At 57.9% G+C, this 14,219-nt stretch carries 12 protein-coding genes; 5 read left to right on the top strand and 7 right to left on the bottom strand.

Going from position 1 to position 14,219, the window contains the following annotated elements:
* Window positions 1–74: 74 nt before the first annotated feature.
* The 4 genes from GSQ81_RS07310 to GSQ81_RS07295 form a co-directional block, all read right to left on the bottom strand.
* Complete coding sequence (locus GSQ81_RS07310; RefSeq protein ID WP_158910124.1) at window positions 75–1,328, bottom strand: beta-propeller fold lactonase family protein; 1,254 nt, start codon at window positions 1,326–1,328, stop codon at window positions 75–77.
* Window positions 1,329–1,604: 276 nt separating this feature from the next.
* Window positions 1,605–3,689, bottom strand: a complete 2,085-nt coding sequence (locus tag GSQ81_RS07305) for a M13 family metallopeptidase (protein WP_158910123.1) — start codon at window positions 3,687–3,689, stop codon at window positions 1,605–1,607.
* A gap of 181 nt (window positions 3,690–3,870) precedes the next feature.
* Window positions 3,871–4,956 (bottom strand): MlaD family protein, encoded by a 1,086-nt coding sequence (locus tag GSQ81_RS07300; RefSeq protein ID WP_158910122.1) that lies wholly within the window; start codon window positions 4,954–4,956, stop codon window positions 3,871–3,873.
* Between the two features lie 163 nt (window positions 4,957–5,119).
* Complete coding sequence (locus GSQ81_RS07295) at window positions 5,120–5,497, bottom strand: holo-ACP synthase (RefSeq protein ID WP_158910121.1); 378 nt, start codon at window positions 5,495–5,497, stop codon at window positions 5,120–5,122.
* Window positions 5,498–5,708: 211 nt separating this feature from the next.
* Between GSQ81_RS07295 and GSQ81_RS07290 the strand changes: the two genes are divergently transcribed.
* A complete protein-coding gene (locus GSQ81_RS07290; RefSeq protein ID WP_158910120.1) occupies window positions 5,709–6,074 on the top strand; it encodes a hypothetical protein in 366 nt (121 codons plus the stop codon).
* Window positions 6,075–6,117: 43 nt separating this feature from the next.
* On the opposite strand, the gene GSQ81_RS07285 is transcribed toward GSQ81_RS07290, so the two are convergent.
* On the bottom strand, window positions 6,118–6,714 hold the full coding sequence (locus tag GSQ81_RS07285) for a hypothetical protein (protein ID WP_158910119.1): 597 nt from the start codon (window positions 6,712–6,714) through the stop codon (window positions 6,118–6,120).
* A gap of 38 nt (window positions 6,715–6,752) precedes the next feature.
* Here GSQ81_RS07285 and GSQ81_RS07280 point away from each other — a divergent pair, with 38 nt between their 5' ends.
* The 3 genes from GSQ81_RS07280 to GSQ81_RS07270 all read left to right on the top strand — a co-directional run bounded on the left by GSQ81_RS07280 (window position 6,753) and on the right by GSQ81_RS07270 (window position 8,826).
* Window positions 6,753–7,454 carry an ABC transporter ATP-binding protein gene (locus GSQ81_RS07280; RefSeq protein WP_158910118.1) on the top strand — a complete coding sequence of 234 codons (702 nt, stop codon included), beginning with the start codon at window positions 6,753–6,755 and terminating at the stop codon, window positions 7,452–7,454.
* An 85-nt stretch (window positions 7,455–7,539) separates the two neighbouring features.
* A complete protein-coding gene (locus GSQ81_RS07275; RefSeq protein WP_158910117.1) occupies window positions 7,540–8,409 on the top strand; it encodes a magnesium transporter CorA family protein in 870 nt (289 codons plus the stop codon).
* A 141-nt stretch (window positions 8,410–8,550) separates the two neighbouring features.
* On the top strand, window positions 8,551–8,826 hold the full coding sequence (locus tag GSQ81_RS07270) for a hypothetical protein (RefSeq protein WP_158910116.1): 276 nt from the start codon (window positions 8,551–8,553) through the stop codon (window positions 8,824–8,826).
* A 72-nt stretch (window positions 8,827–8,898) separates the two neighbouring features.
* On the opposite strand, the gene GSQ81_RS07265 is transcribed toward GSQ81_RS07270, so the two are convergent.
* Window positions 8,899–9,540 (bottom strand): carbonic anhydrase, encoded by a 642-nt coding sequence (locus GSQ81_RS07265; protein WP_158910115.1) that lies wholly within the window; start codon window positions 9,538–9,540, stop codon window positions 8,899–8,901.
* A 17-nt stretch (window positions 9,541–9,557) separates the two neighbouring features.
* On the bottom strand, window positions 9,558–10,127 hold the full coding sequence (locus tag GSQ81_RS07260; RefSeq protein WP_158910114.1) for a thioredoxin family protein: 570 nt from the start codon (window positions 10,125–10,127) through the stop codon (window positions 9,558–9,560).
* A 282-nt stretch (window positions 10,128–10,409) separates the two neighbouring features.
* On the opposite strand from GSQ81_RS07260, the gene GSQ81_RS07255 reads away from it, so the two are divergent.
* Complete coding sequence (locus GSQ81_RS07255; RefSeq protein WP_158910113.1) at window positions 10,410–13,778, top strand: TonB-dependent receptor; 3,369 nt, start codon at window positions 10,410–10,412, stop codon at window positions 13,776–13,778.
* Window positions 13,779–14,219 lie beyond the last annotated feature (441 nt).

Here is a 14,219-nt window from a genome sequence, read left to right as displayed (position 1 = left end):
TTCTGCTGTTTCAAAAACAACTCAGGGTTCGTGCTGACACCCTGTCCTGTGTCTTTAGCTGGAAATGCTGCCAGCTAATTAACGTTTCCGCTGACTGCGAGGCAGGTCGACAACCCTGTCGCAGTGAACTTCGAGCCTCTCTTCAGGTTCGAGAGTTCGCCGGTGCTCTTGTCGAGGTTGAAGCCGGTGACCGTGCCGTCCACATTGTTCGAAGTGAACAGGTACTGGTTCGAAGGATCTTCGACCATGCACACCGGACCTGCGCCAACCTGGTAGGGATTGTTGCCCGTATCGGGAATCTCCTGCAGCTTGCCGGTCGTTCCGTCGATGGTGTACGCCGAGATGGAGCTGTAAGCTGGGGCGTTCGAGTTGGACGACGACTGGTTGGCAACGTAGAGGTACTTGTTGCTGCTGTCAACCATCGAGTAGACGGGGTTTGAGGTCTGGGGCAGGTTCGCCACCTTGCCGCCGGTCAGCGTGTTCAAGGCGCAACCGGTCCCGACCGTGTAGGGAAGAATATAGCCGCCCGAACTGTCGCTTGTGGCCGCCGCATCGGTCAGGTAGACATACTGCGAGCCTGCATTGATCGAGGTCAGCCTGCCTGCGCCGGTTGCAATGGTGGTATTGGCGGGCAGCGTCAACTGGCCTGCGGCCCCGATGGTATAGGGGAAGACCGTCTGGTCGCCCGAATCCACCGTGAACAGGCATCCGCTACCAGCGACCTTCATCATGATCGGAGTGTTGCCGACGGGGAAGTAGGTGAGCTGGGTGCCATCCGAATTCTTGATCTGCTTGTTCGGCACCAGCGTCAACCGCCCGGTGTCGTCGGCGACCGAGAATACGGTGATGTCGCCGAAGCATCCTGCGGCCGGAGCACCAACGCTGCAATCCGCAGTGGGTGCGACCTGGTCAAGAACATAGAGATAGGAGCCGGTGCTGTCCATCTGCGCCCAGACCGGAGTAGTTCCCTGGCTGGCAAAGCACTGCTGGAAGGTCAGGACGCCGTCGCCACCGATGCTGAACTCAGCGATGCCGCTGCCATTGGTGCCGCACTGCTGCGTTCCCGAGGTATTGCCTGAGGTCGGGGTAACGCCCTCGTTGATCACATAAAGATATCGGCCACCCGCCCTCACGACGAGAGAGACAGGATTTGCCCCGCCGGAGGTGAACGGCTCATGCGGAATATCTGTCAGATTACCCGTGTAGTCGTCGATCTTGAAACCGGCGATCTGGTTATACTGCGTGCCAAGAACCCACATGAAACCGACGGTGCCGCCACCGCACGCCGTCATGCCCAGACCCATCGCTACGGACACTACCAAGGCCATTGAAACCCGGCCAATCCTGCTCAACTTCATGCGCTTCCTTAACCTCGCCAGTGATCTTGTTCGATCACCTTCTGCCGCGAGCAACTCTGTAGGGATACGATTCCTTCGCCAATTGTAGAAGCTGTTGCGACTTTATGCCACTTCCCGGAACGCATTCCTTGCCGAAGTTTCTGGTCCCCAGCCGGCGGTTACGCTGCCAGACCCCTTTTGCGCAGCAAAAAGGCCCAGACCGAAGCCTGGGCCTTGTGTTAGCGCTGGTGGAATTTACCGGGCTGGTTACCAGACCTGGCAGCTCTTCTCCGGCATCATCGGCTGGCCAACCTTGCAGCCAAAGGCTTTGCCGAACTCGTCGAAGTTCTGCACGCTTCCGTTGACGCGCCACTGGCCGCTGGAGTGTGGATCTGTCTTGGCGCGCAGGCGTGCGGCCTGTTCGCGGGTGTTTTCGCACCAGACCTGTCCCCAGGAGATGAAGTAGCGCTGCTCGGGGGTGTAGCCGTCGATCTTTTCCGTGGTCGACTTGTCCGCCGACTTGTTCTCCTCGGCCAGCGTGCTCATCAGCGCAGCGTAGGCGATGCGCAGGCCGCCATTGTCGGCGGTGTTCTCGCCCAGGGTCAGACGCCCGTTCAGCTTCTGGCCGGGAGCGACCTCGAAGTTGTCGTACTCCTTGGCCTCGCAATCGGTGCGCTCGTCGAACTTCTTCTTGTCCTCGGGCGTCCACCAACTGCGCACGTTGCCCTGCGCGTCGTACTGGCTGCCCTGGTCATCGAAGCCGTGCGTCATCTCGTGACCGATGACGATGCCGATGCCGCCGAAGTTTACCGCCGGGTCAATCTTGAAGTCGTAGAACGGCGGCTGCAAAATTCCGGCAGGGAAGTTGATGTCGTTCATCGCCGGATTGTAATAGGCGTTCACTGTTGGCGGCGTCATGCCCCATTCCTTCTCATCGACGGGCTTGCCGATCTTGTTCAGGTCATGGCGGTCGTCGAAGGCACTGGCACGCTCGGCGTTACCGACGGGATCGTCACGCTTGACGGTCAGCGGCGAGTAGTCGCGCCATTTGTCGGGATAGCCGATCTTTTCGCGGAAGGCTTCGAGTTTCTTCTGCGCCTGTACCTTGGTGGCGTCGCTCATCCAGTCGAGATGCTGGATGTCTTGTCCGAGTGAGACTTCGAGCGCATGGACGAGCTTCTCCATGTTGTCCTTGGCGGCGGGCGGGAAGTTTCTGGCGACCCAGTCCTGCCCAACGGCCTCGCCCATGGCGCGATCAGTGGCGGCGGTGCAGCGCTTCCATCGCGGCGTGATCTCTTTCTGGCCGGTAAGGGTTGCACCGTAGAAGTTGAAGTTCTCCTCGACGAAGGGGGCGCTGAGGTTGGCGGCGAAGCGATGGACCGTGTGCCAGCGCATATAGCTCTTCAGCGCGTCGACGCTGGTGGCGTCGATCTGCTGCTGCATCGCCTTGAAGAAGCCAGGCGAGACGATGTTGGCGGTCTCAAGGCTGCCCTCTTTTTTGGCGTCGAGATAGACCTTCCAGTTGAAGTCAGGAGTGATGTCCTGCAACTGGGCAATCGTCATGACGTGATAGACGTTCGCGGGATTGCGGCGATCGACGCGCGCCATGGAGCCCTGCGCCAGCGCTGTCTCGACCGTCATCACATTCTGCGCCTCGGTGGCGGCTTGTGCCGGAGTGTCGCCAAGCAGCACGAACATCTTCGTTACATGCGCGACATACTGTTCGCGGAGGGTCTTGGAGCGCTCATCCTGGTTGAGATAGTAGTCGCGGTCGGGCAGGCCAAGGCCGCCCTGATCGAGCGCACCGATCTGCTGGGTCGAATCCTTCTGGTCCTGCTCAGAGCCGAAGTCGAAGAAGAAGCCGACGGCGTACTTGTCCTCCATCGTGCCCAGCAGCGTGGCCAGTGTCTTTTTGTCGTTCCAGTCGGCGATGGTCTTCAGCGCCGGGTCGATCGGCTTCGCGCCAAGCTGGTTGGCCAGATTTACATTCATGCAGGCGGCGAAATAATCGCCATACTTCTTTTGCAGTGGGGTCTTCGGAGCATCTGCTGCCGTCTTCAAATCCTGATAGAGAAGATAGTTGTTGCGCTCCGCCAGCTCATTGAAGCGGCCCCACCGCGTCTGGTCGGCAGGAATGGGGTTCTCCTTCTTCCAACTTCCGCAGGCGTATTGATAGAAGTCGGTGCACGGGTCGGCTGTCTTGTCGATTCCCGACAGGTCGAAGCTGATGGGCTTCTTCGGCACGGAGGTGGGTGCCAGGCCTGTGTCTGCCTGACCTGCCGGGGTGGAGGTCTGGCCGAGACACAGGCCACTGCTTAACACCAGAAATGCAGCGAAAGATTTAAAGGTCATGGGTCTCCTGAAGAGTGCCGAGGAAGCAATATTTGTAGATTCAGCATAAACCGCGGCTTCATCCGTACAAAGCGTGTTGAGTCAACAGTAGAGGCATTGATTGTGCCGGTCCAAAGTTTTGTTGATCTCGCAAAGAAAAGTCCAGGCCGCAGCCTGGACCTCTGGATCTACTAAACGATGCTTAGAAGATCTTCATATGAATCGTCAGATACTTCTTCGGATCTTTACGGATCGTGGTTACAAGGTCGGTGCTCGCGCTCAGCAGCTTGTTCAGATTGGTGTAAGCCTGATCGTCGGTGGTCAGCTTGCCAAGCGTGCCCCGGCCGTCGTTGATGCCGCTCACCAGAGTATTGACCTGTGCCAACGTATTGCTCAGATCGCTCCGGAACTTCGGATCTTTGAGCATCAGCCCAAGACCGCCCTTGCCCGCGTCCGCATCCGCCATGATCGAGTTGGCATGAATGAGCGTGGAGTTCAGGTTCTTGTAGAGTGAGTCGTCCTTCAGCAACATCCCGGCCGAGCCCTTGCCGCTATTCAGATCGTTGGCGATATTCTCCAGCTTGCCGGCGGCGTCGTTCAGCCGGTTATACATGGTGTCGTCCGTCATCAGTTTGCCGATGGAGCCGCGACCGTTGTTCAGGTTCTTTTCGAGCGTCAACAGCTCATTCACCGTCTCATTGGCCTTGTTGTACAGATCGGGGTTATTGATCAACAGGCCGACGGAGCCTTTGCCCGACTGGAGATTGTCGACGATCACGTTCATCTTCGACAGGATCACGTTCAGGCTCTCAATGGTCCCCTGGCTGGCTTTGACGACATCGGTGATGCTCGGCGTCTCCAGCGTCTTCAACTCATCGCCGTCTCTCAGAGGAGGCCCGACGGCGAACTGGCTGTTGATGTCCACGACGGTATCGCCGAGCACGCCGACCGTGGTCAGTGATGCCTTCGAGTCCTTCTTGAGGCTCGCGGCATATTTGTCATCGAGCTTCATGATGACCCTGACCGGAGTCAGCTTGCGATCAGGGGTGTTTACCACCGTCACGCTCTTCACGGTGCCGATAGTGACGCCTTCAAGGTTTACGGCAGCGCCTTCTTTCAGGCCTGCTGAGTTTTCAAAGTAGACGGGAATCGTCAGCTTGTGCGAAAAAAGTCCCAGCCCCGACGCGCTGGTCATCAGGAACAGTAGCGTCACCAGAATCACCGATGAGACCAGTACAATCACGCCCACTTTCAACTGCGACCATCTGACCTCCTGCTGGCTGGGCATAGCTCTCCTTCAAATCTCTTTCAACGGGATGCGACACAGGCAGCAGGGTACCCGGTAAGTGAGAGGATACATCAGCCGGTCTGCTGTCCGGCACATCTTCTTGCATCGCTCCGATTGTGTAAAGTGCTTGCTTTCAATGGATGCATGAAGTCGTCCATTGGTTTCAATTCTCCGCAATCACGACGGCCATGGCGATGTCATTGCTATGGCTCAGGCTCAAGTGCAAATGGCGCACGCCCATGGCTTCGGCCCGGTCTGCCGCTCTTCCCGTTAGATGCAGCGTTGGCCGCTCTCCGGGGTTGCGCCGCACTTCAATCTCCCGCCAACTGATGCCATGGGCGATACCGGTCCCAAGTGCTTTGGCTGCTGCCTCTTTGGCGGCAAATCGAGCCGCAAAACTCTCCGCGGCGTGCTTCTTCTGCTGGCAGTAGGCAATCTCGCCTTCGGTAAAGATCCTGTGCATAAAGCGGTCGCCGAAACGGGCGAGGCTTTGCTGTACGCGCTCGATCTCGATTAAATCTGTTCCCACTCCAAGAACCATCCGGCATCTCCTGCGGCTCGACCAACCTCCACGCCGCTTAAGCCATCAACATATAAGTAACTGTAGTCACTGTGCGAATCCATATCGAGCACGCTCGATACTCTCTGCCGTCACATGACTACCGTGCGCTGTGTCTATCACGCTTCCCGCAAACCTTTCCGATGAACAGCCTAACGGCAGAAATTTCTCGCCCCGGCGGCTACAGAATACGATGCAACTTCTTGATATACAGAGCTTCAGCTACGAAGAGCGGCAAGGACTGCTCCCCAACCTGACCGCGGCGCTGGCTGATTGCGGTGGCTGGGTTCTCTGCCGCAGGACGCTCTCGCCCAGCATGGTGGAGATCCGCCTGGAGATCCAGCTTCGTTCCATCGTCGACCTCTACGCTTCCATCGTATGCTCTGGCCTGGAGTTGACCCGGGCAGGCCACCTCGCACTCACCGACCTCTGCACCTGCCGCAAAAATCTCGCGACGCCCTCCGATATGGGACAGGTAGTCACCATTCGGCTCGAAATCAGTTTTCTTGAAGATGTGACGATCAACTCGCTGCTGATGATTGGCACCATTCCCGTCTGATGAGCTTCATCTTGTTCGATCGAGTCACAAGAGCTTTCAAAAACTATCGCCCCAGCCAGACCACTGTCCGTTTGTGAAGCAGGCTGTCGGAATTACCAATGACGAAGACTCCCGGCTGACGGGGACCGTGGGTAAAGATTAGCCCCAGTCCGGTGGCGTCCCCTGCCACTTTGAATACCGGCTGGCTCATCACAGAATCTCCCGCCGCAACCCGCGCCGTCATCCGCACGCCTGAAACCGCGGTCGATTCCGCCCATTGCCGTCCCTGTTTGTCGATCAGATAAGCCTGAATCAGCGCTTCGCTCTGCATCTTCTCCTTGCCGTGGTTCGAGATGCGTACCGAAACGCGAATCAGCCTGCTGCCATCCTGAATCAAGTAGCCTGGCAGCTCCTGCACGCCGGTCACGGCGAAGCACATATCATCGAAGCACTGGTCCTGCCCGAGAGCCACAACTTTCTGCGGCTTTGTAAGCGAAGTCCACAGCAGGATCGTCATATAGACCACCCAGACGGCAACCACCCACAGCGAATGCCGTGCCGCTTTCCGGCGTTCCTTCCGTACCAGCGAGATCGTGATTCCGGCCACGCCGACCGCCGTCCAGCCCGCCAGCACAAGCAGCAGCAACTCCCGAAAATTCATTCCAGACCCTCACTCGCGATAAACTTCATAGTAACTACATGGCACCCATCATTCTCGCGCAGGACCTCAGCAAGACCTACCGCTCCGGAAAACTCGCAGTCACGGCACTCCGCAAAGTCAGCTTTGCCATCGAGCCGGGCGAATTTGTGGCCATCGTAGGCCCCTCGGGCTCCGGCAAATCGACCCTCTTCTATATTCTAGGTGGCCTCACCCACGCTACCAGCGGCTCGGTCTGCATCGACGGCGTCGACTTTGCCACGCTCGACGATGCCGAGCGCACCAAGATGCGCCGCGCCAAGATCGGCTTCGTCTTCCAGCGATTCAACCTGCTGCCTACGCTGTCGGCCATGGGCAATATCGAGATTGCCCACGATATCGCCAACCTCGGTTCGCCCAAGAAGGAGATCGACCGGCCTCTGCTCGATCAACTCACCCACATGCTGGGTATCGATGGCCGTCTCGAGCATCGGCCCAATGAGCTGTCGGGCGGCGAGCAACAGCGCGTGGCCATTGCACGAGCGCTTATTACGCGACCCGCCATCGTCCTTGCCGACGAGCCTACCGGCAACCTCGATACTAAGAACTCAGATGCCGTCCTCGGGATGCTGCGCAAGTCCAGCCGCGATCTCAACCAGACCGTCCTGATGATTACGCACAATAGCGAGGCCGCGCAGATCGCCGACCGCATCCTGCACATGCGCGATGGCGAGATTACGCACATCGAGCAGGGCAGGGGATAAAGACTCCAGTTCGTTTTCAACGCGGTAAAAATTCTGTGATCCTGGCGTAGTCGAAGGTATTTAGCCGAACCTGCAAGGACAGCCGATGCCCTGGTACGAACTCGAATCCGCAGCCGACCCCCGCCTGGACGAACTGGCGAAGCAATATAACCTGCATCCGCTTCACATCGAAGACTGCCGCAGCGAAAACGAGAGCGTGAAGGTCGACACGGCACCGCACTATACCTTCGCCGTCTTCAAGCCGGTTCATCTTGAGGGCAATCCTGAGATGCCAGCCTTCGCGACCATCGACCTCTTCGCCGGCAAAGACTTTCTCATCACGATCGCTGACCCCAAGTGCCCCTCTACCGCTGAGGCGCTGGCACGCGCCCGCCGCGACGGCTCCGACGACAATCCCGGCAAGCTCCTGTATCTCATCCTCGACACCATCGTCGATCTCTACTTTCCCGCCATCGACAACTTCGACGACCGCATCGACGATCTCGAAGACGTTGTCATCGATTCACCCTCGCCCGAGGTGCTCCAGGGCGTCTTCGCCATCAAGCGCGAGTTGATCGATCTTCGCCGCGTCCTCGTCAACACCCGCGACGCCTCGCTGCACCTGCAACGCGACCCTGGCTCCATCATCGACGCCGAGCACCAGCCCTATGTCCGCGATATCTACGATCATGTGGCGCGCCTGCTTGACTCCGTCGAGACGCAGCGCGACTTGCTGAATAACACCCTCGACATCTACCTGTCGAGCGTCGCCAACCGCACCAACGAGGTGATGAAGGTGCTCACCGTGCTCGGCACCATCGCCCTGCCGGTTATCGCCATCTCCGGCATCTATGGCATGAACCTCAAGGGTTTGCCATTTGAAGAGTCTGCCAACGGCGCATTTTATGTCGGTGGCATCACCATCCTCTGCACTGCATTGTTACTGGTCATCCTTCGCAAGTTGAAGTGGCTTTGACTATCCCATCACCAAAAGAGCGATCGACTTTTCGCACAATGAAAATCCAGCGCTGACTTCGGCACACAGGCGTTCGCGGAGCCGTTTTTTCGCATCTCTCCTTAACAGACAGGTTGCGAAACCGATAAGGAGATTTTTGTCATGACCGATTACCGCGTAGCAAAAGGTGAAGCTCAGGAAGATCAAATAACCGCATCTATTGAGCAGTTCACTGCCCAGGTTCCTTCCAGCGTTTATTTAGGACTGGCGCTGGCCTCGATGGCCGTCTCGCTTGGTTTTTCAGCAGCGAAGAAGCCCCATAATGCCCTCTTTGTCGGCCAGTGGGCTGCGCCCTTCCTGTTGATCGGCATCTACAACAAGCTCGTCAAAATACACGGCTCCGACGGCACTAAGGCGATCAATTCGCTGAATCCATAAGAAGAGCGGGAAGATGCCCGGAGATTAAAACAGGAATCCAGGGCATCTTTTCTCGCTGCAAATTACGAAGATTCAGGCCGCTCCAGAGACGGGTACAAAGCTCTTTGCGCCATCCTCAGAAATACGCACCTGGCCGGTGCCGATCTCATAGACCCAACCGGAGATGGTCAACTCCTCCCGCGCTATTGCCGCGGCCACTGAGGGATGTGTCCGCAGATGCTGAATCTGCAACAGGACATTTTGTTCCGTAACGCTCCGCATCAGCGTCTCCGGTGCCTCGTCTCTGGCTCCCAGCGCCTCAGCGACGCTCATTGCCGTCGCCGCGTTCTTCAGCCAGTTTTTGACTGCGGGCATGGTCGTCACGCTATCGGGATTGAGCAGGCCTTTCATCGCTCCGCAATCGGCGTGGCCGCAGACCACCACATGCTTCACCTTCAGCAAGCTGACGGCGTACTCGACCACAGCGCTCACGCCGCCCATCATCTCGCCGTAGGCCGGTATCAGGTTGCCGATGTTGCGCAGCACAAACATCTCGCCGGGTTTCGTTTGCGTGATTGTTTCGGGTTCAATCCGCGAGTCGGCGCAAGCCACAAAGAGCGTGTGTGGTTCCTGCGGTACGCTTACCGCCTTGCGGTACATCTCTGCCTGTTCGGGGTACACCGTCGCCTGAAATCGGCGAACTCCTGCCTTCAATTGCTCAAGCACGTCCTGCATCGGTTCTCCTTCTGAGATTAGGCTTCGCGCCACTTAATGTTGCAGCCAAGGCTGGTCCGCTGATTCGTGTCCGGCCTCTTGCCGGCGATCACGTCGTCCAGCGCCTGCCGTAGGTCCTTGCCTGTTACTGGAATATCGTTGCCGGAATCTCCCCGCCGCGGTCGACTCTCGTCCAACTGGCCGCGATAGACGAGCTTCATCTCCGCATCAAAGAGGAAAAAGTCAGGGGTGCACGCCGCATCGTAAGACTGCGCCACCTCCTGCGACTCGTCGAACAGGTAAGGGAAGCGGAAGCCCAGCCGTTGCGCCTGCGCCTTCATCTCGTCCGGCCCGTCCTGTGGATAGGCAACCACGTCATTGGACGAGATCGCCACGATGCCGATCTTCCCTTCGTAGTTAGCGCCGATGCGGGCCAGCTCTGCCTCGACATGCTTCACATAGGGGCAATGTACGCAGATAAACATCACCAGAAGGCCGTTTTTGGCTACGTCGTCCCGTCCAACGGCCTTTCCCGTCACTACGTCTGCCAGTTCAAAGGCTGGGGCCACCGTTCCCAGCTCCACCATCGCCGATTGCGTCCTCGACATCGAAATCCTCCCAAACTCTCTCTCGTCCATCATATCTACCTTGTCGTCTTGCCTTATTTACCCATTAAAGAGGCATGAAAATCTGCTTCGCGACTTATCTTCCGGAAAAGAAAAATTTATCTAAGTCCTTATGTGGCCGCACTTGCTTGTAAAAATCCGGCTACAGGGGTAGATTTTTTAAAGACCGGATTTTGTTCATTTAGCCGTTATATGTGCAAATAATTGATTCACCTTTCTGCCTGGGTCAAATAGCTTCCATTTTTGGCGTGCCAGGAGATGCAAATGTGTACCTCGTATAAAAAACTGCTTCGCGCAGTCCTCCCCCTTTGTCTCTGTCTAGTCTTTTTGCCCGTGACGCAGGCGCAAACCATTACAGGCGCGGTCAACGGAACCGTGACTGATCCATCCGGCGCGGTCCTTCCCGGTGCGGCGGTCACCGTCAAAAACGTCGCCACCAACGTCGAGACCAATGCCACCACCAACAACAGCGGAGACTATTCGATCCGCTTCCTCCAGATTGGCCAGTACACCGTCACCATCAAACACGACGGCTTCAAGTCATTTTCGTCGTCGCCCTTCACGCTTGAGGTCAATCAGACCGCAAAGGTCGACGGCAAGCTCGAAGTCGGTTCCGAGACCCAGACCGTCACCGTAGAGAACACGCTGCAGCCGATCCTGGACACGGACAACTCCACGCTGGCCACGACGTTTACACCAAGCACGATTCAGAACCTTCCGCTCAACGGCCGCAATTTCTCTTCGATTACGATGTTCCTTCCCGGTGCCGTCGCGACTGAGCCGACGAGCATGTCGAACACCAACGCCATCGAGCGCGACACCAATCAGGGCGGCCAGGTCTCCATCAACGGAAACCGAAACCAGACCAATAACTACCTGCTCGACGGCATCGAGATCAACGAGACCATCAACAACGTCATCGGCTACAACCCCAGCCCGGACGCCATTGAGAACCTGACCGTCATCACCTCGAACGCGGGTGCAGAGTACGGCAACGTCAATGGCGGCGATGTGATCGCCGTCCTCAAGAGCGGTACCAATCACTTTCATGGATCGGCGTTCGCGTTTCTTGAGAACTACAACCTCGATGCCAACACCTGGGCGAACAAGTTTGCCGGTAATCCTCGCCAGCCCTTTACGCAGACCACCTTTGGGGGCACTGTCGGTGGCCCCATCCTTCGCGACAAACTCTTTTTCTTTGCCGATTACGAGGGCATCCGCTACCACAAGGGCGGCACGCAGGCTGCATCGGTCATCCCGGCGGCCTTCCGTACCGGAGACTTCTCCTCGCTTCCCGTTCAGCTATCTCACTATGTCGCCGGTCAGGGACAGGTCGCCTATCCCGGCAACCAGGTTCCTGTCACCAACCCAGTCGCCCAATATCTGTTCGCTCACCCCGAGCTTTACCCGCTGCCAAACCGGCCTGCTACGGACGGTATCGCGCAGAACAACTACCTCGGTACCTATCGGAACGTAGTTCGCAACGACCAGGGCGACATCAAGATCGACTACACGCTGGGCGCGCATAACTCCATCATGGCGCGCTACTCTCAGGGCGAAGCGGCGGACTCCACTCCCGAGACGCCCATCGCCATCACCTTTCCCACGACCAGCAGCTATCCCTTCAAGGGGCTGGCGCTCAACTGGGTGCATACCTTCTCTCCCCGGATCATTAACGAAGCCCGTGGCGGCTGGTCGCGCATTCGCTGGTTGCAGGGCATCCCGCAGGACACGACCGGAGTCTTCGGACTTAAAGGCAACTCGATCGTCGGCATCAATGCGGCCCAGCCCTATCCCGGCTTTGCCTTGCAGGACTTTGGCAACGGCCAGGGCCGTTCCACCCAGACCTACCTCACCGATATCGGAACCTTCGGCGGCGGCAGCAGCCTGATCGACAACATCTTTACCTATGGCGATAACCTGACCCTGCAACTGGGCCGTCACGTAGTCAAGGCCGGCGTCGAGATCCTGCGCTATCAGCAGAACAACTTCTACCCCGGCAACGATGGTGTCATGGGCCGTCTCCAGTATGCAGGTGCGTTTACCGGCAACACTGTCTCCGACTTCGACACCAACAATATCTACTACGCCGGTATCGCCGGCAACGTCGGCCGTTCCGGCCAGCGCCAGTACCGCGACGCCGCCTTCGTACAAGACGATTGGAAGGTGAGGGACAACCTGACCCTGAACCTCGGCCTTCGCTACGAGTACGATCAGCCCATCTACGAGGTCAATAACAAGCAGGCCAACGTTGACCTCGCCACCGGTCTCTACTACGCCGCCAACCAGCCCGGAGCAGCCGCCGCCTTTGGCGATGCGCGCGCGCTCTACCATCCCACCTATACCAACTTCATGCCCCGCGTCGGCTTCTCCTATCAGCCGAAGACACGGCTCGTCGTTCGTGGTGGCTACGGCATCACCAACTACCTTGAGGGCACGGGAGCGAACCTTCGCCTCAACTTCAACCCGCCGTTCCAGCCTGCCTACACCTATCAGGCGGTGGCTGCCTCGGACACCAGCGCCGGAACCCCTTTGACCGTGCAGACGGCCATTCCCACCAACGTCTCAGGCTCTCTTGTCAGCAATACCTACCGTGCCTGGGACAAAAATCTCAAGCCTGCGTTCATTCAGGAGTTCACCCTCTCGACCGAGTACCAGCTCGACAACAAGACCTCGGTCGTTCTGGGCTACGTCGGCCAGACGGGACAGCATCTGATCGACGCTCGCGCCGGAAACCAGCTCACCGCGCCCGGCACGCAGGCCCCTTACTTCAACCTGGTCGGCCAGACCGGCAACATCGTCGTGACCGAGACAAACTCGATGATGAACTACAACGCCGCTCAGTTGCAGATGCGCCGTCGCCAGTCCGAAGGCCTGGAGTTCCAGATCAACTACACCTTTGCCAAGGCGATGACCAACAATCCTGGCTTCTTCGGCACGGCCAGCGTCAACGGCGCCAGTGCCTACTGGCAGAACGGCTACAACGGGAGTGCTGACTACGGTCCCAGCGGCTTCGATGCCCGGCACAACATGAGCGCCACAGCCGTCTACGAGCTTCCTTTCGGTCGCGGCAGGCGTTTCGGCGGCAACATCAATCGCTTTGTTGACGAGGCGGTCGGCGGTTGGAAGCTGAGCGGAACGGCGATGGCCTACTCGGGCCTTCCCGTCACCATCACCGCTCCGGTTACCACCAGCGTCAACAACAAAACCGGACGCGCCAACCACTACCAGCACCTGAAGATCGCGAACCGTACCCTCAACAACTGGTTCGGCACCGATAACACGGTCGTCCATCCGGTGGTGACGCCTACAGGTACGGTTAATGGCTGTGCCACCGCTCAGGCACAGTCCTACGGCTGCGCCTACGGTCCGACGGTTGGCGAAGAGTTTGGTAGCGCCTCAGTCGGCACCGAGCGCGCTCCCGGCTACGAACAGATCGACCTGACCGGAGGCAAGAGCTTCACCATCTATCACGAGCAGGCGCTGGAGTTCCGTGCGGACCTCTTCAACGCCTTCAACATTGCCAGCTACAAGAACCCCGATAACGGCATTGCTGACAGCAACTTCGGCCAGATCAGCGACGTGCGTTCGCCGCAGCGGCAGATCCAGTTCTCCCTGCACTACGCCTTCTAAGCTGTAACTGCACGATTTGGGGTCCGGGGGTAACTTCCCGGGCCTCACCTATTTAGCATTCGCTGTAATCCGGACCCTGTTTTCCCACTTTTCCACTCTTATCCACATCCAGTGCACCATCGCTGCACCTTGTCGTCTGTATCGCAGGCGCATACCTTCAAAAAGTGCCTATTAACCATCTCGTAATCTCCGCCTCCGACGTGCTTCTGCGGCAACTTCCACAGCCAAATCCCTGTTTTTTTTACCCTCTTTTGGTGAATCGCCCGTAAACAGGGGTATTTGCACAGATAACACAATAGGTTGTGCTTTATACTTGACAGACCCTACAGGCGGCGGTACTTTTGCGACTGCACCGCTCCAGATCGTTCGGTTCGGGTTCACATTTTTCGCCCTGCTTCGACGCCGCCGAAGCCAGTTGCTCCGGATTCATATCCAGTGTCG

It is taken from the genome of Granulicella sp. L56, assembly GCF_009765835.1.
In the GTDB taxonomy this organism is placed as follows: domain Bacteria; phylum Acidobacteriota; class Terriglobia; order Terriglobales; family Acidobacteriaceae; genus Edaphobacter.
Note: the sequence above shows the minus strand (reverse complement) of the source record. Positions and strands in the feature narration are given on the sequence as shown.